Origin of the sequence: Staphylococcus sp. HMSC068G11 (genome assembly GCF_001815825.1) — a bacterium.
GTDB lineage: Bacteria > Bacillota > Bacilli > Staphylococcales > Staphylococcaceae > Staphylococcus > Staphylococcus epidermidis.
This window is the reverse complement of sequence record NZ_KV822098.1, coordinates 380208-398676: the sequence shown is the minus strand read 5'-3', so window position 1 is coordinate 398676 and position 18469 is coordinate 380208. Positions and strand designations below refer to the sequence as shown.

31 protein-coding genes and 1 pseudogene are annotated in these 18469 nt (G+C 32.8%); 23 read left to right on the top strand and 9 right to left on the bottom strand.

The annotated features are described in order from the left end of the window. Nucleotides 1-2: 2 nt before the first annotated feature. From HMPREF3058_RS10080 to HMPREF3058_RS10065, 4 genes are all read right to left on the bottom strand, one after another. Nucleotides 3-407 carry a sporulation protein gene (locus tag HMPREF3058_RS10080; protein WP_002499272.1) on the bottom strand — a complete coding sequence of 135 codons (405 nt, stop codon included), beginning with the start codon at nucleotides 405-407 and terminating at the stop codon, nucleotides 3-5. Between the two features lie 436 nt (nucleotides 408-843). After that, nucleotides 844-1983 carry a CapA family protein gene (locus HMPREF3058_RS10070; RefSeq protein ID WP_070731398.1) on the bottom strand — a complete coding sequence of 380 codons (1140 nt, stop codon included), beginning with the start codon at nucleotides 1981-1983 and terminating at the stop codon, nucleotides 844-846. 21 nt (nucleotides 1984-2004) lie between these two features. Beyond that, complete coding sequence (locus tag HMPREF3058_RS12335) at nucleotides 2005-2172, bottom strand: hypothetical protein (protein WP_002502034.1); 168 nt, start codon at nucleotides 2170-2172, stop codon at nucleotides 2005-2007. Nucleotides 2173-2216: 44 nt separating this feature from the next. Continuing rightward, a complete protein-coding gene (locus HMPREF3058_RS10065; RefSeq protein ID WP_002499268.1) occupies nucleotides 2217-2837 on the bottom strand; it encodes a LexA family protein in 621 nt (206 codons plus the stop codon). Nucleotides 2838-2977: 140 nt separating this feature from the next. On the opposite strand from HMPREF3058_RS10065, the gene HMPREF3058_RS10060 reads away from it, so the two are divergent. Continuing rightward, the gene (locus tag HMPREF3058_RS10060) at nucleotides 2978-3217 is read left to right on the top strand and encodes a helix-turn-helix transcriptional regulator (RefSeq protein ID WP_002499267.1); all 240 of its coding nucleotides are present in this window, start codon (nucleotides 2978-2980) and stop codon (nucleotides 3215-3217) included. Nucleotides 3218-3254: 37 nt separating this feature from the next. Next, nucleotides 3255-3392 carry a hypothetical protein gene (locus tag HMPREF3058_RS12330; protein WP_002502035.1) on the top strand — a complete coding sequence of 46 codons (138 nt, stop codon included), beginning with the start codon at nucleotides 3255-3257 and terminating at the stop codon, nucleotides 3390-3392. Nucleotides 3393-3398: 6 nt separating this feature from the next. Here the strand turns inward: HMPREF3058_RS12330 and HMPREF3058_RS10055 are convergent, their stop codons facing one another. Further along, a complete protein-coding gene (locus HMPREF3058_RS10055; protein WP_002502036.1) occupies nucleotides 3399-3953 on the bottom strand; it encodes a hypothetical protein in 555 nt (184 codons plus the stop codon). A gap of 50 nt (nucleotides 3954-4003) precedes the next feature. Here HMPREF3058_RS10055 and HMPREF3058_RS10050 point away from each other — a divergent pair, with 50 nt between their 5' ends. Both HMPREF3058_RS10050 and HMPREF3058_RS12465 read left to right on the top strand, forming a co-directional pair. After that, nucleotides 4004-4750: a phage antirepressor KilAC domain-containing protein gene (locus HMPREF3058_RS10050; RefSeq protein WP_002502037.1), complete on the top strand. Its 747-nt coding sequence runs from the start codon at nucleotides 4004-4006 to the stop codon at nucleotides 4748-4750. A gap of 41 nt (nucleotides 4751-4791) precedes the next feature. Next, nucleotides 4792-4878 (top strand): annotated as a pseudogene (locus HMPREF3058_RS12465) (hypothetical protein); the annotation flags it as partial. 5 nt (nucleotides 4879-4883) lie between these two features. On the opposite strand, the gene HMPREF3058_RS10045 reads toward HMPREF3058_RS12465, so the two are convergent. Continuing rightward, nucleotides 4884-5096, bottom strand: coding sequence for a hypothetical protein (locus tag HMPREF3058_RS10045; protein WP_002499263.1), 213 nt, complete (start codon nucleotides 5094-5096; stop codon nucleotides 4884-4886). A gap of 86 nt (nucleotides 5097-5182) precedes the next feature. On the opposite strand from HMPREF3058_RS10045, the gene HMPREF3058_RS10040 reads away from it, so the two are divergent. Next, the gene (locus tag HMPREF3058_RS10040) at nucleotides 5183-5416 is read left to right on the top strand and encodes a Thoeris anti-defense Tad2 family protein (RefSeq protein ID WP_002499262.1); all 234 of its coding nucleotides are present in this window, start codon (nucleotides 5183-5185) and stop codon (nucleotides 5414-5416) included. Here the strand turns inward: HMPREF3058_RS10040 and HMPREF3058_RS10035 are convergent. Then, the gene (locus HMPREF3058_RS10035) at nucleotides 5402-5740 is read right to left on the bottom strand and encodes a hypothetical protein (RefSeq protein WP_002499261.1); all 339 of its coding nucleotides are present in this window, start codon (nucleotides 5738-5740) and stop codon (nucleotides 5402-5404) included. The two genes, HMPREF3058_RS10040 and HMPREF3058_RS10035, sit on opposite strands and share 15 nt — an antisense overlap. A 57-nt stretch (nucleotides 5741-5797) precedes the next feature. On the opposite strand from HMPREF3058_RS10035, the gene HMPREF3058_RS10030 reads away from it, so the two are divergent. Next, nucleotides 5798-6007, top strand: coding sequence for a hypothetical protein (locus HMPREF3058_RS10030; RefSeq protein WP_002499260.1), 210 nt, complete (start codon nucleotides 5798-5800; stop codon nucleotides 6005-6007). A gap of 125 nt (nucleotides 6008-6132) precedes the next feature. Here HMPREF3058_RS10030 and HMPREF3058_RS10025 read toward each other — a convergent pair whose 3' ends face one another. Further along, nucleotides 6133-6981 carry a DUF4393 domain-containing protein gene (locus HMPREF3058_RS10025; RefSeq protein ID WP_002499258.1) on the bottom strand — a complete coding sequence of 283 codons (849 nt, stop codon included), beginning with the start codon at nucleotides 6979-6981 and terminating at the stop codon, nucleotides 6133-6135. 94 nt (nucleotides 6982-7075) lie between these two features. Here HMPREF3058_RS10025 and HMPREF3058_RS12245 point away from each other — a divergent pair, with 94 nt between their 5' ends. The 11 genes from HMPREF3058_RS12245 (at nucleotide 7076) to dut (ending at nucleotide 13830) form a co-directional block, all read left to right on the top strand. Then, nucleotides 7076-7249 (top strand): DUF1270 family protein, encoded by a 174-nt coding sequence (locus tag HMPREF3058_RS12245; RefSeq protein ID WP_002499257.1) that lies wholly within the window; start codon nucleotides 7076-7078, stop codon nucleotides 7247-7249. Nucleotides 7250-7327: 78 nt separating this feature from the next. Then, the gene (locus tag HMPREF3058_RS10020) at nucleotides 7328-7591 is read left to right on the top strand and encodes a hypothetical protein (protein WP_002499256.1); all 264 of its coding nucleotides are present in this window, start codon (nucleotides 7328-7330) and stop codon (nucleotides 7589-7591) included. A 2-nt stretch (nucleotides 7592-7593) separates the two neighbouring features. After that, complete coding sequence (locus HMPREF3058_RS10015) at nucleotides 7594-9543, top strand: AAA family ATPase (RefSeq protein WP_070731397.1); 1950 nt, start codon at nucleotides 7594-7596, stop codon at nucleotides 9541-9543. A gap of 1 nt (nucleotide 9544) precedes the next feature. Next, the gene (locus tag HMPREF3058_RS10010; protein ID WP_059223500.1) at nucleotides 9545-10468 is read left to right on the top strand and encodes a recombinase RecT; all 924 of its coding nucleotides are present in this window, start codon (nucleotides 9545-9547) and stop codon (nucleotides 10466-10468) included. Between the two features lie 68 nt (nucleotides 10469-10536). Then, nucleotides 10537-11166, top strand: a complete 630-nt coding sequence (locus tag HMPREF3058_RS10005; protein WP_256280252.1) for an MBL fold metallo-hydrolase — start codon at nucleotides 10537-10539, stop codon at nucleotides 11164-11166. Further along, nucleotides 11167-11634, top strand: coding sequence for a single-stranded DNA-binding protein (gene ssb, locus HMPREF3058_RS10000; protein ID WP_002502046.1), 468 nt, complete (start codon nucleotides 11167-11169; stop codon nucleotides 11632-11634). Nucleotides 11635-11656: 22 nt separating this feature from the next. Beyond that, a complete protein-coding gene (locus tag HMPREF3058_RS09995; RefSeq protein WP_012101613.1) occupies nucleotides 11657-12622 on the top strand; it encodes a DnaD domain-containing protein in 966 nt (321 codons plus the stop codon). 18 nt (nucleotides 12623-12640) lie between these two features. After that, on the top strand, nucleotides 12641-12868 hold the full coding sequence (locus tag HMPREF3058_RS09990) for a DUF3269 family protein (RefSeq protein WP_002502048.1): 228 nt from the start codon (nucleotides 12641-12643) through the stop codon (nucleotides 12866-12868). A 9-nt stretch (nucleotides 12869-12877) separates the two neighbouring features. Continuing rightward, a complete protein-coding gene (locus HMPREF3058_RS09985; RefSeq protein ID WP_002502049.1) occupies nucleotides 12878-13285 on the top strand; it encodes a RusA family crossover junction endodeoxyribonuclease in 408 nt (135 codons plus the stop codon). Between the two features lies 1 nt (nucleotide 13286). Beyond that, nucleotides 13287-13412, top strand: a complete 126-nt coding sequence (locus tag HMPREF3058_RS12460; protein WP_002502050.1) for a hypothetical protein — start codon at nucleotides 13287-13289, stop codon at nucleotides 13410-13412. Beyond that, nucleotides 13405-13830 (top strand): dUTP diphosphatase, encoded by a 426-nt coding sequence (dut, locus tag HMPREF3058_RS09980; RefSeq protein WP_002502051.1) that lies wholly within the window; start codon nucleotides 13405-13407, stop codon nucleotides 13828-13830. Before HMPREF3058_RS12460 ends, dut begins: the two co-directional genes overlap by 8 nt. A gap of 96 nt (nucleotides 13831-13926) precedes the next feature. On the opposite strand, the gene HMPREF3058_RS09975 is transcribed toward dut, so the two are convergent. After that, on the bottom strand, nucleotides 13927-14229 hold the full coding sequence (locus tag HMPREF3058_RS09975) for a DUF4870 domain-containing protein (RefSeq protein ID WP_002499245.1): 303 nt from the start codon (nucleotides 14227-14229) through the stop codon (nucleotides 13927-13929). A gap of 104 nt (nucleotides 14230-14333) precedes the next feature. On the opposite strand from HMPREF3058_RS09975, the gene rinB reads away from it, so the two are divergent. The 6 genes from rinB (at nucleotide 14334) to HMPREF3058_RS09955 (ending at nucleotide 18464) form a co-directional block, all read left to right on the top strand. After that, on the top strand, nucleotides 14334-14516 hold the full coding sequence (gene rinB / locus HMPREF3058_RS09970) for a transcriptional activator RinB (RefSeq protein WP_002502052.1): 183 nt from the start codon (nucleotides 14334-14336) through the stop codon (nucleotides 14514-14516). After that, complete coding sequence (locus HMPREF3058_RS12530; protein WP_002502053.1) at nucleotides 14517-14666, top strand: DUF1514 domain-containing protein; 150 nt, start codon at nucleotides 14517-14519, stop codon at nucleotides 14664-14666. A gap of 16 nt (nucleotides 14667-14682) precedes the next feature. Then, nucleotides 14683-15129, top strand: a complete 447-nt coding sequence (locus HMPREF3058_RS09965) for a transcriptional regulator (RefSeq protein WP_070731395.1) — start codon at nucleotides 14683-14685, stop codon at nucleotides 15127-15129. A gap of 595 nt (nucleotides 15130-15724) precedes the next feature. Then, nucleotides 15725-16075 carry an HNH endonuclease gene (locus HMPREF3058_RS12035; protein ID WP_083315469.1) on the top strand — a complete coding sequence of 117 codons (351 nt, stop codon included), beginning with the start codon at nucleotides 15725-15727 and terminating at the stop codon, nucleotides 16073-16075. A 159-nt stretch (nucleotides 16076-16234) separates the two neighbouring features. Continuing rightward, on the top strand, nucleotides 16235-16720 hold the full coding sequence (locus HMPREF3058_RS09960; protein WP_002502056.1) for a phage terminase small subunit P27 family: 486 nt from the start codon (nucleotides 16235-16237) through the stop codon (nucleotides 16718-16720). Further along, the gene (locus tag HMPREF3058_RS09955) at nucleotides 16713-18464 is read left to right on the top strand and encodes a terminase large subunit (RefSeq protein ID WP_049404235.1); all 1752 of its coding nucleotides are present in this window, start codon (nucleotides 16713-16715) and stop codon (nucleotides 18462-18464) included. The genes HMPREF3058_RS09960 and HMPREF3058_RS09955 overlap by 8 nt, the downstream gene beginning before the upstream one ends. Nucleotides 18465-18469: the final 5 nt, after the last annotated feature.

Here is an 18469-nt window from a genome sequence, read left to right as displayed (position 1 = left end):
AATTAATCAATCAACCTTATTTCATCTTCATCGTAAGCATCAACAGAATGAGAAAGGTAAGCATGTGTTTTTAAAATTAATTTATTGGGATTAGTTTTAAATTCTAGTTCATGAATATTAAATTGGAAATGTTCAATTTCTTTGGTATTTTCACATATACTACGGTCTACGTGTAAAGTGAATGTTTGTAATTCATTATCTAAAATAGGAAATTGACTTCGCTCATCGGGATTATCATATCTTTCAATTAATGTAAGCTCAATCTGGTTAATAGTTTGTTCAGATGCGGCGCTTTCTATTATGACACTTCCTTCTAAAATACCTTTACTATGAACTTGTTGTGTTTTTAACACAGTGTTTATTTTTAATGATTCTATACCTATTGAAGTTAATAGTTTTTCGAACATACTTACATCCTCCTTTGTTTATGTTAAAGAGCCACTAGAATGGTAAAATAATTAATCTGTGAAATATTATTTTAGCGCTTTTTCAATTTTTTCACCCTTAACTCTACCTTTATCATCCACTTCAGTTTTAGGATCTTTCTTTTTCTTTGTACTATCTTCCACATCTTTAGTGTCACATGCGCCTAAAATTAAAGCACCGCTAAAAATTAAAGCTAAAAACTTTTTTATTATTTTGCACTCCTTATATATCAAAAGTATAGGGTAGGCGAGCTACCCGATAATTTACTCTTCAAATAATAATTAATGTAACTTATAATATAATTAAGATAACTCAAGAAGGATTAACGCTGGGTCCCGAAAAGGGGTAGGTGCATATGCACTGAGCATTCCTATGTGCCTGGGGTTATCTTTTTTACTTCTTAAACTATCCACAAATTTAGTTAGATTTTAAAAATTCTTTATCAATAATTTCATTAGTAATTCTTTCCATATGTTCTTTAGTCATATCCTTGTTTTCACCACTTTGCATACCATGTTCATTTGCTATTTTGTCGTTGTATTTGTCTAGTGGGTAAACAGTAAAATCATATCTAGAATCTTTATTGCCTGGTATTCTTTCTTTATAGTAATTTACTAAGGATTTCCAATGAACATTTTTAATCACAATTTTCTGTCCTTTTTTTGTTATATCGAAGTTTATGCTACCACAAAGATTATTACTTTCATTACCAGTGTTTTGACCATTTAAAAAATTACCTAATGAGTAAATTACCAGTGTTTTGTGATTATTTTTACCTTTTACCCATTTTACCGGTTGGATTACATGAGGATGCATACCTATTACTGCATCGACATTCGAATTTGCGAATATTTTAGCATATCTTTCTTGTTTTTTATTTGGATAATGATGACTTTCTTGTCCCCAATGAGTTGAAACGATGACAGCATCACTATATTTTTTAGCGTATTTGACGTCTCGCTTTATTTTATTTTCATTCAAATAATTAATTTGATATTTATTTTCTGGTTTAAGTCCATTAGTACCAAATGTATAATTAAGTATTGCTATCTTTATTCCATTTTTATTTATAATTTGAAGTTTCTCATTATCTTTTTTAGACTTGTATACACCAGTGAACATAACTCCTTTTTCTTTATACTTTTCCCATAGATTAACTCTATGATTAACGCCATGTGTACCTTTATCGAGAGCATGATTATTTGATCCGTTAATTAAATTAAATCCTGATTCAACCAAATATTTCGACAAATCGCTAGGAGTATTAAACCTTTTAAAACCTGAATAAGGTATATCATCCCCTCCCATTGGTGATTCTTGGTTGATGTAAGCAATATCAAATTTTTTTATATAAGGTTTAACGTTTTTATACATTGGTGAAAAATCATAGTCATTGTGATGAGTTTTTGCATCGTTATAAACAACTGGATGAATTAAATTATCTCCAACTGCAACAAAAGAAACTTTTTCATGATTAAAGTGGGTGTCAATTTCAGCAAATATTATAGTCATAACTGCTAATAGGCTAAAAAAAATTATAGCTATTATTTTTTTCAATTTACATACCTTCTTCATGGTTTATTTATCTATTTCACTTGCAATTCTCTCTAACGTTTCTCTAACCTCTTTTAAAGTATACATATCTGGAAATGAGTAACAGAAAGTTTTTCCGTTATCAGTTTCGGCTGTAACAGTGTATAAATCTTCAATATGATTATAGCTAATATGATAGTTTAAAATCTTCATTCATAGTCCCCTTTTTGTATGTAGTTTATTAAATTGACTTTTCATTAAAATAACTTTTGACTTGCTACAACTCTACCAATTATTTTTACTTCGTCATCTTTGCCATATACCTGTGGATAGTGGTTTGTATTGTTTGATTCTGGAATTAATATAACTTGGTCACCATTGTATCTAATACGTTTAACAGTCGCGTTATAACCATTAATCATAACAACGCCTAACTGACCATTCTCTACTATAGAATCTTTTTCTACCACAACTATATCGCCGTCCTGGAATATTTTATCCATGCTATCGCCAGACACCTTTAAACCAAATTCTTCTTTATCAGAATTAAGTTTGTTGGTAGCAAAGTATATGTAATCAATTAAATTTTCTTCACTATAGATAGGTAAGCCCGCAGATATTTTTGAAACAACTGGTATCTTTTTGACTGGTAGGGTTTCGAGTTGATGTTGTGGTTCTTTTTGAAATAAGTCTGTCGGAGCCACACCGAGAGCCTCGCAATAATTCATTATATCTATTTCGTCAATACCACGAGTTCCGTTTTCATGAGATGAAATAGTATTTTGTTTGTAGCCAGTCAACTTACTTAAATCATTTTGAGTTAGTTTTTTCTGTTTTCTTAGTTCTTTTATTCTTTTCCCTATTACATTTTTACTCATTTGGTATCACTCCTTGAGATAAATATAACACATCTATAATAAGGAAACAATAAAAAATATTACAAAATGTGATAAAAAATGCTTGAACTATATCACATATCGTGATACAGTTTATATACAGTCATCGGAGGTGATAATAAATGACGGCAACAGACAAAAAGAAAATGCTAAAAGAAAAATATTTAAAGCCTAAAACTAAATTACGTAAACTTAGATTATCTGAAGAATTTACTACCGAATACGTAGCTAGTTTGATAGGGTTACAACGTAGACAATACGAACAGAAAGAACAAGGTAAATATCCATTCAATGATTATGAAATGGAGATCTTAGCTAAAACATTTGATGTTAGTATTGAAGATATTTTTTTTAATCACTAATATCACATTACGTGATAAAAAAGTAGGAGGAAATCAAATGGAAGAGCAAAATAAAAAACCTCAAACTACTCATGGCAGTGAGCAGAGTGAGGAAAAATATTCAATCCAGCACTTTAAAGGTGGACTAACAGTCAAATGTGTGAACGTTACCTTACATCAGAGTGAGAAATTATGAATGAACTTATAACAATCCTTGTAGGAAGTATTTCTGGATTAATTCTTGTTTTGGCAATGCATTTCTGTAATGTTCTGTCGAATACATTTCAGAAAGTAACTGTGTGGATAATTGCGGTAATTTTAATTCTTTTGATAATTTTTCCGATTCTAGCAAAGATTTTTTGATAATTAAATGACTATGATAATCGAGTATTTTTGCTAAAACTTCTTTCGTTTGAATGTCTTTATCCAAAGTTTCATGATTGTACTTTTTGAGTGCTAAATTATACTTTTTCCAATTTTCAATTATGGAATTAGGCACATATTGAAAGTTCTCAATAATTATTTTAGATAACTTTTCATCATGATAATAAGCCATGAAAGAAAAGAAATTCAAAAGTGATTGAGACGGCAAACCATAGCACAGTTTTAAAATTTCGCTGTAGTAATTATTATATATTTCTTTTTTTATCGACTTTTTATAACTGCTTTTGGATGCAGCTAATCCTAAAAAATAAGATATAACAACTGCAATAATAGGAATTAATAATTTTAAAAAATCTTTATAACTATCATTCATAAATTTATCACCTCCTTATAAGGAGTATAGCAGAAAGGAGCATAAACAATATGCAAGATTTACAAGCTAAACCGAACATCGGAGAAATGTTCAATATTCAAGAAAAAGATAATGGAGAAATTGCAATCAGTGGTCGTGAACTTCATCAAGCATTAGAAGTTAAAACAAGGTATAACGATTGGTTTGAAAGAATGATTAATTACGGTTTTGAAGAAAACGCTGATTATACAGCTCTTACTCAAAAAAGAGTAACAGCTCAAGGTAACGCAATTAACTATTTCGACCACGCACTAACGCTAGATACTGCAAAAGAAATCGCAATGATCCAACGTAGCGAGCCAGGTAAACGTGCAAGACAATACTTCATCCAAGTAGAAAAAGCATGGAATAGTCCAGAAATGATTATGAAACGTGCATTAAAAATGGCTAATAACACAATTAACCAACTAGAAACTCAAATTGAGAAAGATAAACCTAAAGTATTGTTCGCAGACGCAGTAGCTACAACAAAAACTTCTATCTTAGTGGGTGAGTTGGCGAAAATCATTAAACAGAATGGTGTCAACATCGGACAACGAAGATTGTTTGAATGGTTACGACAAAACGGTTTCTTAATTAAACGTCAAGGTGTCGACTACAACATGCCGACACAATACTCAATGGAACGTGAGTTGTTCGAAATTAAGGAAACATCAATCACACATTCAGATGGTCATACATCAATTAGTAAGACACCTAAAGTAACAGGTAAAGGACAACAATACTTTATTAATAAATTTTTAGCGGAAGAACTTTAATACCCACAATCGAAAAAACAACTTAATAAGGAGGAAACGGAATGAACGCACTATACAAAACAACCCTCCTCATCACAATGGCAGTTGTGACGTGGAAGGTTATGAAAATCGAAAAAAATACTAGAAAAATCGATTATTCTTTATCGATTTCTACACTAGACTTACCAAAACTATCAGCAAAATCTATTGCGTCAATGTACTCATTGAAATAAAGATTACGGCGTTTTTTTAAGTATTCCCAATAATCAGCATTGCTATTAAACTCCTTTACATCTTTGGAATGCGGGAGAGTTTGAATATAAGCAGCAGCAAATTCTTTGGGACTATATTGTGTGCCTTTAGCCATAGATAGTACACCTCCTTTCACTAGGAGATGAAAACATTATACCAAAACTCACAATCGAACAAACAATTTAAGGAGGAGGAAATGGAATGAACATTCAAGAGGCGACTAAATTAGCTATGAAAAATGGTAAACCGATTTATCGCTCGTCTGAATTTGACACATTTAAAAAACCGGGTGACAACTTAGAACTTTTACCTACAAACAGTTATGGATATGTAGTCGTGAAACCAAGACAAAAAGCCTTCTATCCATTATGGCAACCAATGGCAGAAGACTTATTAGCAGATGATTGGGAAGTAGTGGGGCTAAAAAAGAATTAACTTTTTCAATTCGTTAATCCTTTTTAATACTTTATTTAGATTCTTCGTGTAGCGATTTTGCATCTCAGCTATAGCTGATGGTTCAAGTATAAATTCTGGGTAGCCATCCATTGTTGATTTCGGTGTATTTAAATAACCGTAGCTTGAAAGTTCCTTTAGAGCTAAATGAAAATCTTCAGAATCTATTCCAATAAAGTAATTATCGCGAACACTATGTTCATCTTCAAAATACCTTGCTTCACTTTTATTTTTACCATCTTGAAGATCGTCTTCATAACAACGATAAAGTTGAAGCAAAACGAACTCAGCTTCATTAGTAAGCACAACATCACCTCCCTTCATAAAGGGATAAAAACATTATACACGAAAGGAATGATTTTCATGGAATACATTGGGTTCGCAGACGCCAAAGAATTCGTAAAAGTAAGTGGCATTTCTAAAAACGATTTAGAAAAGCATGTTTATAGCAACAAGGAGTTTCAAGAACAATTTATGTACCGCTTTGGTAAGAATCATAAACGCTACATCAAGATTAGACCAGCAATTGACTTTATAGAACAAAATTTAATGATGTCAGAAACGGCACTTTAGAGGAGGCAAAACAAAATGAACAAACTACAACTCATTAAAATAGCACTCCTAATCGTTATCTTGGTGGAGGAGATTAGAAGTGCTAGAAATTATAAAAAAGCTATAGGAAAACCTTTTTCAATACACTAGAAACAGCAGTGGATAAACGCTTTACCAAAAGCAGTTATTTCTATCATTCCTTTATCGAATTCAATACAAGCTGGTTTTACTAAGTTATAAATTTCTTCAGTAGATACATTGTGACGACTAGCTAATGCATCGACACCAAAAAGATTAATTAAATAAAAGGTATCACTGTAATCATCATGTTCAATTTTTTCATATTGCTTCGTAAATTTATCGATAAATTCATAACTAGAAAAATCATTATAATGCCTTTTATCAGTGTAATAGTTAGTCCCAATGTCAATTTTTAACAAACCAATTCTTTCAAGGTTATTCAATGCAATCTCTGTATCAGCAATAGTTAATGGAGAATTATTTATTACAACATCTGATAAAAAGTTCATTCCCAAATAATTACCTTTTACTGCTTTATACCTAACAGCAGGAATTGCATCTCGATTACAAAGGGATTTGAATAAAACGGCATCTTTAGGAGACATTTGTTTTATTAATTCAACGAATGAATGATGTATTTCATTTGTTTTACTATCATCCATAGCAGCAGCAATTAAATTAGAAAAAAGTTCTCTAATATTTTCTTCACTAATGTAGAATTTTGAACTCTCTATTGCTGGACCAATTATTGAAAGTTCAGGTTCTTTTAAGTTATCTCTAGGTATATTTTTTACTTTGGCTTCAATATTAGCTTTAAAGTTTTCTAAATCTTGTTGACGCTTATATTGTTTTTTAGCAACCCAATTATGATAGCCACCAAATATTAAATCCCATGTAGTATTTAAGGTTTTAATAGGGCCATCAGCAGCACCTTCAATAATTTTGTCTAAACCTTTACCAATTATAGGATCCATTATTTAACACCTCCATTCTATCGCAGTAGCGATAAAAGGATTATAACACGAAAATATGGAGCAAAACTTAATTAATTAGAAAGGGGTGAAACCGATGAAATCACACGATAAAGCATTCTTAATATCGTTACTGTCATGGATCGTACTATCACTAGCACTCACGATAATAGGTGTCTACTTCACAACTGCAGTAGGTATCGCAACATTAATCAGTATCGCAACATTTGTATTTTTCGAATATGAATTTTTTCAAATAAAAAAAGACTGAAACTTGCGCCAACAAGTAACAGTCACTCACGAAATATAACTAACATAAATATACGAAATATAACGGAGGTAGTCAATTATGACTAAAAAGCTTAAACCAATTCAAAGTATTTATCTAGAACTGGTTCATGAATACTTTAAATCTAATCAAAAGTGTGACTTAGGTTTATCTCGTACTTTTGACGACGAACTCATTATCGAGTTCTTACACTATCACGATCATTATAAAACAAATAATAAACTGATACAGATTTTTGAATCTAAACCAGAAAGCCACAAAAGATTAAAGAATTTAGTCATTGAAGTAATGCGTGGCCAAAGAAAAATCAAAAAAGGAGCCTAACAATGAATTTAACTATTAACAAACTGACAATCGAAAACTTTGCAGGCTTTAAGAAACAAACATTTGAATTTAACGGCCAAGATGCAAGAGTGTACGGAGCTAATGGCACAGGTAAGACTACTACAGCAACTGCACTACAGTGGTTGTTATTTGATAAAGGTTTAGATGGCTCAACGAAGTCATTTAATCCAGTACCGTTAAAAGAAAATAACGAAGAAGATTATGAACTTATTCCAACAGTTGAAGTTGAATTAAATAAAGATGGTAAAAATTTAAAAATCAGAAAAGAAAGCCATCCCAAATACACTAAAAATCAAAGTAATAATCGCAAAGAATATAGTCGTTCTAGAACAAAGAAACAGTATATCAATGATGAAAGTTTAAAAGTAAAAGATTTCCAAAGTCGTATCGCTGAACTGGTAGATGAAGATGTATTTAAACTCATTACTAATCCTGCAGCATTTAATGACTTGGAATGGAAGAAACAACGTGAATTGTTATTTGAAATTTCAGACCAAATTAATGATGAAGATATCATCAAAACGAATAAGGACTTTAAGGATTTAAAAGCTATCTTAGGTGATCATGATATCGAAGTAAAAACAAAAATCCTAAACGATAAGATTAAGCAAATTAGAAAAGACATTGAAGATATACCAGTCAGAATCAATCAAACTGAAAGCAATAAACAAGATGTCCCTGAGCATGACGAAGAACGTTACAACACAGTTAAACAAAAAATTGAACAGTTAGGTAATGAGAGAGTTGATATTCAGAATGGTAAGTCTGAGATTGACCTTCGTAATCAACTTGCAGATAAACAAGCAGAACTGAAACGTCTTGAAGATAATCATGATGCTAACAATGAAAGTCGTATTCATTCAGCAACAAATGAACTGAGCGTAGAAAATGGTACAGTGGCCAACTTAGAAACGAAAATCAGAAACAACAAACAACAAATTGATTACGAATCAAAACGTCGTCAAGCATTGCTATCTGAGTATCATGATTTCAAAGAAAAAGAAGAAGAAGTTAGAGCAAGACAATTTCAACCTAGTACTGATAATGTTTGCTCTTGTTGTGGCCAAGCATTACCACCTGAACAAGTTGAAGAAGTAAATAAAAAAGCATTGGCCAAATTTAATAAACAACAATCTGAAGATTTAGAGAACCTAAAACAAAAGACTGAAAAGATACTTTCTGATGGCAAAGAAATCAAGCCACTAATCGAAAGATTAGAAAGTGAAAACAATGACTTACAAATTAAAGTCAATGAAGCTAATGAAAGAGTGCAACGTATTGAAAATCGAATTAATAAATTGAAAGCAGGAAATGTTGATATTACTCAAACAGATGAGTACAAATCAATTCTAAATGACATCAATGTAATCAATCAGAAACGTAAAGATATTAAAACTACTATTAGCGATAAAGTAGCCAAGATTGATGAACAAATTAATGAACTCACTCAAGAAAAAGTTGCATTTGAAAATGCTAAAGCGATTGAAAGTTCAAATGAACATTTGGATAAAGTCATTAAGGATTTACGCAGCGAAGAAAATCAACTACTTGATAAGAAAGAGGATTATGAACATCAACTTTATATCTTGAAAGAATTTACAACTACCAAAGTCAAAATGCTGACTGAAAATATTAATAAGAAATTCAAAATGGCTAACTTTAAGCTATTCAATCATCAAGTTAACGGTGAAATCAAAGAAACATGTGTCTGCACAGTTGAAGGCGTTGAATATAACGGTGGCCTTAACAACGCAGCAAGAATCAATGTTGGATTAGATGTTATTAACACATTATCCACACACTATGGAATCACTGCACCAATCTTCATAGATAACGCGGAAAGTGTGACAGATATTATTCCGACAGAAGCACAACAAATTCAATTAGTAGTAAGTGGCCAAGATAAAACATTAAGAATGGAGACGATTTAATATGGCAAACGAATTATTAGTAAAAAACAACAAAATGGGTGATAGCGTACTAGCGAGAGTAAAAACACTAGAATCACAAGGAGACTTACAATTCCCTGCAAATTATTCGCCAGAGAACGCTATGAAATCAGCAATGTTACAGCTACAGGAATTGAAAGGTTCAAAAAAAGATGGATACAAACCAGCACTTGAATTTGCAACATCTAATAGTGTAGCAAACGCGCTTATGGATATGGTGGTTCAAGGTTTAAATCCTGCTAAAAATCAAGGTTACTTCATCATGTACGGTAACAAAGTTCAATTCCAACGTAGTTATCACGGAACAATGGCAGTAACTAAACGTGTTACTGGTGCCAAAGAAGTCAATGCAGAAGTGATTTTCGAAGGCGACGATGTTAATTACAAAACGAAAAACGGTAAGATTGTCGACTTAGAACATTCTCAATCATTTGCCAATCGTGATACTAAAAAAATTATTGGTGCATATGCAACGGTTATATTCGACGATGAAAGCAAAAATTATACAGAAATCATGACTTTTGAAGAAATTGAAGAAGCATGGAAACAATCACAATCAGTTTATAACGGTGAATTTAAAAAAGACGGAACACATAGACGTTTTCCACAAGAAATGTCAAAGAAAACAGTGATTAATCGTGCCTGCAAGAAGTTATTAAATAGTTCAGATGACGCTAGTCTTTTATCGAACCATATTAGAGAATCAGAAGATCGTCAACGTAAAGAAGTCCTCGATGCTGAAGTAGAAGAAAACGCAAACCAAGAAGAATTAGACTTTGAGCAACCACAATATGAAGAAGCAAATTACAAAGAAGTGGAAGAACCTGAAATGACTGACGTTAGTAATTTCGAAGAAGTACCTCAACAAGGAGAAAATAAACAGGAAAGTGAGAAAGAACCATTTTAATTGAAACATTAGCAACAGGATCAAATGGTAACTGCTATCATATTAATGATGGCAGTACCTCACTTCTTATTGAAGCTGGTATCAAATTTGAAAAGGTTCAAAAACACTTCAAAGGTCGAACAAGAAAAATTAAAGGTTGTTTAATTACGCACGAACATGGTGACCACGCTAAGTATATAAAACAATATGTCAACGAAGGTATTAACTGTCATATGACTATAGGCACTCAACAAGCAGTTTCTACAGAAAGTCATAGAATATGCACAATCAAAGCAAAACAAGAACTAAGAATCGGTACATGGACGATACTACCATTTGATATTGAACATGACGCTAATGAACCAGTTGGCTTTTTACTCAAAAGCGTTCATGGTTACAAAGTTTTGTATATCACAGATACAAAATATCTCAAATATAAGTTCAAAGGCGTTACACACATGATGTTAGAAGTGAATTACATCTACGAACAGATGCAGCAAAACATTAAAGATGAAGTAATTCATAACGTATTGGCCAATCGTATTATGGAGTCTCATTTTAGCTTAGAACATGCAATTGGAATGTTAGAAGCAAATGATTTATCAAAACTAGAAGAAATTCACTTAATTCATTTAAGTAGTAATAACGCAAACGCTACCCATATAAAACAAAGTATTCAGGAAGTTACAGGCGTTCCTGTTTATGTAGGAGGACAATAAATGATTAACAGAGTCGTATTAGTAGGTCGTTTAACTAAAGATCCTGAATTTAGAACAACTCAAAGTGGAATTGATGTTGCAACTTTCACACTAGCAGTTAATCGTAATTTCACAAACGCACAGGGTGAACGTGAAGCAGATTTTATCAATATTATCGTATTTAGAAAACAAGCACACAATGTTAACAACTATTTATCGAAAGGAAAATTAGCAGGCGTTGATGGTCGAATTCAATCACGCAGTTATGAAAATCAAGAAGGTCGTCGAATATTTGTGACTGAAGTAGTTGCAGATAGCGTTCAATTTCTTGAACCTAAAAACGCACAACAAGGTGGCCAACAAGACGCTTACCAGCAACTAACTCAATCACAAACACAACGTGGCCAAAATACTAAACCACAAGGACAAAATCCTTTCGCAAATGCTAATGGACCGATTGATATCAGTGATGATGATTTACCATTTTAAAGGAGTGAGGGAGTGGAAATAAATGCCGGAAAAAACTTATATTCCGGGGGGCTATATTCTATTATCTCGGAGGCTTATAGAAAGCGAAATATGGGATAAGCCTCCCATGTATTTAAAAGTTTGGATTTACATTCTTACAAAGGCAAGGCACAAAGCGAATCAAAAATTTAGTCGTGGAGAGTTATTAATCAGTATTCCAGAGATTCAAGAAGCTTGCAGCCATAAGGTTGGATTCAGAAAAGTTAAGCCAACAAAAGACCAAATTTACAACATTATTGAGTGGCTACGAAGCGTAAATGAAAGCAACTATGAAGACGATTACGAAAACGACGCGAATACAACTATGATAGCAACGACGAAGACAACAAGGGGAATGGTCGTAAAAGTGCTTAACTACAACGTTTATCAAGACCCGAAAAATTACGAAGACAACGGTGTAAGCAACTATGAAGACGTTACGAAGACAACTACGAAAGCTGAACGAAAGCAACGACTACCCAATACTATACACAAGAATGTAAAGAATGAGAAGAATGATAAAAATGTAAAGAATGAGAAGAATGTTGTTGTAGGCGACGACTTCGCTACGATTTACAACCTGTATCAAGAAAACATCGAACAGATACCAAGTCCGATTACAACTGAAAAATTAACTCAAGATATGAATCATTATGGAAAAGAATTAGTAGCGTATGCAATAAGAAAAGCTGCACTGAATAATTCTCATAATTACAAATTCATAGACTACTTACTCAAAGATTGGCGTAAGCGTAACTTAACAACCATAAAAGCAGTTGAACAATACGAACAACAAAGACAGGAACAAAAAGAACAGTCCTATCAACCTAAAGTAACGCGATCGAGAGAAAAGACACCAGAATGGTTGAAGAATCGTAATCAAGAAAAAGAAACGGTTGATGATGATCCTGAGTTTGAAAAAGAGCGACTAGCATTTATGAAGCAGCTTGAACAAGATTGGTCGGAATAAGTTATTGGAGGGATAAAGATGGGACTTATCGAAATATATTACCTATATAGAGTTGATGGCACAGAAGATATTAAAGTCGTCAAATACGAAGATAACACGAAGGAGGTTTATTCGCTCACAGGCGTTCATTTTAGCGACGAAAAGAAAATTATGACAGATAGAGAGCTAAAACACTTTAAAGGCGTGCATGACCTTAAATATGAGCAAGAACTAGGATTGCAAGCAGACTTATTTGAATTCTTATAGAGGTGGCACATGGAAATAGAAATTAAATTTAACGAGACGTATAAGGCGCCTATCGGGTCACCACGTCCACGTTTTAAAAAAGTAGGTAGATATGTTCAAACATACATGCCAACGTCTTACACAAAGCACAAGACTTATATACAGGAACAAATACCAAAACTATTAACAGATAAGAAACTGAAAGTGTCGTTGTACTTTTATTTTGAGCCACCTAAAAGTTGGTCGAAGAAACAAAAGTTAATATCGATAGGTCAATATAAACGTACGAAACCAGATATAGATAATTTGATTAAAACAGTATTAGACGCTGCTAACGATCATCTATGGAAAGATGATAACCAAATTGCACACATTGAAAGCTTTAAGCAATATGCAGAAGAAGCAAAAATAATCATGAATGTAGAGGAAGTGGAGTGAATTGTATACAGAGAAGAAACAATTCAAAGAGCTTAACGAAGTATATCGCAAGGCGGAGTTGTACGACAAGATAGTGGAAAGTAATTCAAAGAATTTAGTAGAAAATGGAGGACGAGTAAATGAGTAAGGAATTAGAAATTAAATTATTATCAGAAAACGCGACTATGCCGAAGAGAGCAAATTCTACAGATAGTGGATTAGATTTGTATGTATCAGAAGCAACAACAATCAAAGTAGGAGAAACAAAAGCAGTTAAAACAGATGTGGCTATTAATTTACCTCATGGATATGAAGCACAAGTGAGACCTAGATCAGGTAAGTCGCTTAAAACAAAGTTACGTGTAGCATTAGGAACAATAGACCAAACATACAATAAAGAAATCGGTATTATCACAGATAACATAGGTGATGAAGATATCACAGTAGAAAAAGGAGAAAGACTAGCGCAGTTAGTTGTAGTACCAGTTATATATCCTACACCCAAGCAAGTCAATTGGTTCGAAAATGAAAGTGACAGAGGCGCATATGGAAGCACAGGAGAATAAAGACATAGTAGAAGAGGTTAAAAGAATACTAGGTAAGGAGTAAGGGAAGTAAGGTTAAAACAAAAGAAGTAAAAAGCCCAAAAGGACTTTTTACTTCTAAGCAAATAATAACTTTATTCCTAAAACCAAGTTTTTAATCACATAGTATATTCCTAGTAAAGCTATAATTAAACCTATTATAAATATTGTATTAGATTGGTTGGTGCTAAATCCGGTAAAGAATACGGCTGATATTAACATGAAAAAAATTGGTAATATATGGTAAAGCAAAGCTTTTCCAGCATGTTTTGACGTATCACCACTAGCTAATATCCAAACGATAAGTGGAAACAAAAAAGGCATGAAAAATACACTGAAATAGCAAAAAGAAGATAATACATTATTCGCTGATTTGCTCATTTCTACACCTCCTAAATTATATGGTAAATATAACGTGATATTTTCAATATTTACAAGAGGTTTTATCAAACTTTCAAAATTGTAATATTAAAGGAGTCGATAAAATGATTAAAAAACTAATAAGAATATGGTTTACTATCGCAATGTACGAGTTAGGCAAATGGATTGGAAGAGAGTTGTATTACAAGTTGACTGCAAACGATGAGGTGGAAGTGCCTAAGGATTTTTACCATAAGAACGATCAAATAGATATAGAAAATTATATACGAAAGGACGATGAATTTTAAATGTGGATTATTGTTTCAATCATATTAGCTATTGCACTCTTAATATCATTATGTGTTCAAACTGGATTGAGAATTAAACTAAGCGAGCATAAACAACTTAATGAATTATTGAATAAGCAGATTAAATATTTTAAAGATAATAGAAAATAAGTATCGGAGGTTTCTTATGAATTTAGGTAAAGAGGATATACCAAAGTTAGAACAGTTCTTTCGTAAGTACGAAGATATGAAAGGGCAACTATTATATAGGCGATACGAGTTATTATATCAACCTCAAGATACAAATACTGGTGGGGGGAAATCTAATCTTCCAAGCAGTCCTGTAGAAAATGAAATAATTGAGCTACACAAAGATGATAAATATCGTAACTTACAGGCAACTATCACAGCGGTTGAAGATGTGTATAGAAATGCGACACCTGAACAGAAAGCTATTATTGAATACAGGTATTGGGAAAAAGACTTAACAGTATATGAATGGCCAGACATTGCACATGAGTTAACAAAGGCAAGAAAAGATAACAAAACAATCAGTAGAGATGCTACACTTCGTATGCGTAATCAACTGATGAGAGAGACAGCTAAAAGAATTGGTTGGGTGAGTTTTGACTAACCCGCACTTCCGACATACTAGAAGTGCGGGTTGTCAATAGGGTATTATAGTAGCATAAGGAAAACTGGATAGCACCTTTAGAAGTGGAGTTGTTATTCAGTAGGTATGTGATCCAACACTATATTCTTGAGGCACGTTACTTTTGTAGCGTGTCTTTTTGTATGCACCTATCTTAACTACCCACAGAATAAGGACGCACATATTAAAGGACACTACTTATTTAAGGTGGGGTTTGAAGGTGTTACTATTTAAGGTCACATACTTTCAGGTCATCACTTTAGTGTGTGACATACATAACAATAAACATTCATTTATATGTCAAAAGGTTTCGTTAGTTTAAGAGATTAATAGAAACATTAAATAATAAATCAAAAGTAAAGTTTGTTTGTTGTTAATATTATTTGTTGTTTAACAATTGAATGTTAAAAGAAATGTTTTCTTAATCATAATCTTTGTGAGATTAATTTCTATTTGATTGATAAAACATTTTCTAAAGTTAAAGACAAAATGATTTGAGATTATAAATCTTATTTCGTTTTGTCTTTTTATTTTAGTAATTGAAATTCAATTCATTGAAAGAAGTTGAAAAGAAAATTTGTTTAAAGAACCAAAAGTTAGATTAGGAAACAGAACTTATAGTCAAAGCGAGCTACAAGACTATAGGAAAGCCAATACACAAAGGTATAACCAAGAGGTTAGGCATAATAAGCGCAACAGAGAGTATACATCGTTTTACAACAGTTCGCAGTGGCGTAAGTTACGTAAACAAGTATTATTACGTGATAATCACTTGTGTCAACACTGTCTGAATAAAGGCATAGTGAATGATAAGGATTTGATTGTTCACCATAAGGTAGAGCTAAAAGAGGACTGGAGTAAAAGACTGGATATTGATAATTTAGAGGCAGTGTGTATCAGGTGTCACAATAAAATTCACAAAAAATAATTTTTATAATATATGTTCTTATAAAATTAACGGGGCGTTCTAAAACCCCTGGGGCTCTAAGATTCGAGTTAAACGAGCCGGCCTTTTTTGCGACCAAATTCCCAAAATGTAAATGTTTCACAGAATGTTTCACGCCAAAATAAGCAAGGAGGTGCTGATATGGCAGGTAGAAAACCTAAATTAAACGCTACAAAACAAGGGCATAGAACTAAAGAAGAATTAGAGCAATCTGAGTATAAAGAAAACGGCTTACAAAAGTTTGAAAAGATTAATGTCGATTCTGTACCCGACGGTTTAACCGAAAATGCTGCTAAAGAATGGTTGAGAATTGTACCATTACTCGAACAATTACCGATAGCTGATTTAGATTACTCGCTTATCAAGAAATACTGCGAAGTATTAGATCAAAATGATACTTTATATCGCTCAATAAGTCAGAAAGATGGCATTGAAGGTATGGTTGACCCAGAAACTAATCGTAAAACTGGCGCTTTCATGGCGTATATGGAATCGTTGAAAGAGTTACGTTCTATTTGTGGCCAATTAGGAATGACTATTGATTCACGTATGCGATTGGTTGTACCGACTGAAAGCGAAGTTAAACAATCTGTGTACGATGAATTTGGTGTTGATGACGATGACTAATGTAAAGATACCTAAAGCGTACGAAAAATTGTTGAATATACCGAATGAATTTAAAGACGATGCCTATAAATATTGTGTTATGGTTCTATCTGGTGCATACATTACATGTAAGGATACTAGACTTGCCTGTATTCGTCATTTAAAAGACATACATAGGTCGAAAGATAATTCTGAATGGAATTATGTTTATAAACCTAAACGTGCTAAAAAGGTTATTAAATTCATTGAGGCGTTACCTGATACAAAAGGTAATATTAACAAACTAGGATTATTCCAAAAGTTCATTATTGCTAGTGTAAGAGGTTGGTTTACGAAAGATACGGATATGTTGAGATTTAAAAAAGCTTTTATATCTATGGCACGTAAACAAGGTAAGTCCATTCTAGTAAGTGGCTTAGTATTATATGCTTTCTTATTTGATAAAGAGCCTAAAGAAGGTCGACAAATGTTTACTGCAGCCAATGACAAATCTCAAGCAAGTATCGTATTTAATATGGTAGCGAAACAGTTGATGTATTTCGTATCTAAAGTACCAGAACTCAAAAAAGACGTTAAAAAGGTACGTGAATTACTTACGCATACAAAAGATGGCTCGTATATTCGCCCTTTATCTCGTGATACTGGAGCGGTTGATGGTTTCGAACCTTTTTTAGCGGTAGTCGATGAGTATCACGCGGCTAAAACGAATGAAATGCTAGAACTTATCCAATCTGGTCAAGGTAACTTAATGCAATCATTAATATTCATTATCTCTACTGCTGGTTTTAACTTGAATGCGCCTATGTATACAGATGAATGGCCTTACGCAAAGGATATATTGGCGGAAGTTTATCAAGATGACGAATATTTTGCAGTCATATTCGAACAAGATGGTGAAGAAGAATGGCAAGAAAGATCAATGTGGGCCAAATCTAATCCATTAATAAATGAGACAGATGAGCTTAAAGAACAGATTGAAGATTTCCTGGAAAAACGTGTAGCAGAAGCTACTAAAAAGGGTTCGATGTTTCGTGTGTTAGTTAAGAACTTTAACTACTGGATGCAAGCGAGTGAAGAATCGTATCTCGACTTTAACGACTGGAAAAAGAATGAAACTGACTTTGATATTACCAACTCAAAAGTCTACATCGGTCTTGACTTGTCACGTGCCGACGATTTAACAGCCGTATCGTTCATCCACCTAGACGAAACGAACCGACAATACTATATAACGTCACATTCGTTTGTAGGTACTAAGGGTGGCTTACAAGGCAAGATTGAACGTGACCTTATAGACTATCGACAGTTAGCAAATGATGGCTACTGTACGATTACAGACTTATCTAGTGGCATTATCAATACGGACCAAGTCCTAGACTATATTCAAGATTACATCAATCGCTATAACTTAGATGTTCAAGCTATTTGTTACGATCCATATTCGATTCATGGAGTGTTGGCAGAAATGGAACGTCGAGAATGGTATTACGATTTATACGAAATTAGACAAGGGCCACAAACACTATCTAATCCAAACTTAGATTTTAGATTGAATGTGATTAATGGCGATATTAAACATCATAAAAACCCATTACTTGATATAGCGATTAAAAATGCAGTGGCTAAAAATACCAACGATTCAATCATGATAGAAAAGAAAATGAACAGAGAAAAGATAGATCCACTCATGTCGACCATATTTGCTTATGTAATGGCTTGTGAACATGAATGGGATACAGAAACTTTAATGCCGCTATTTTTATAAAAAAG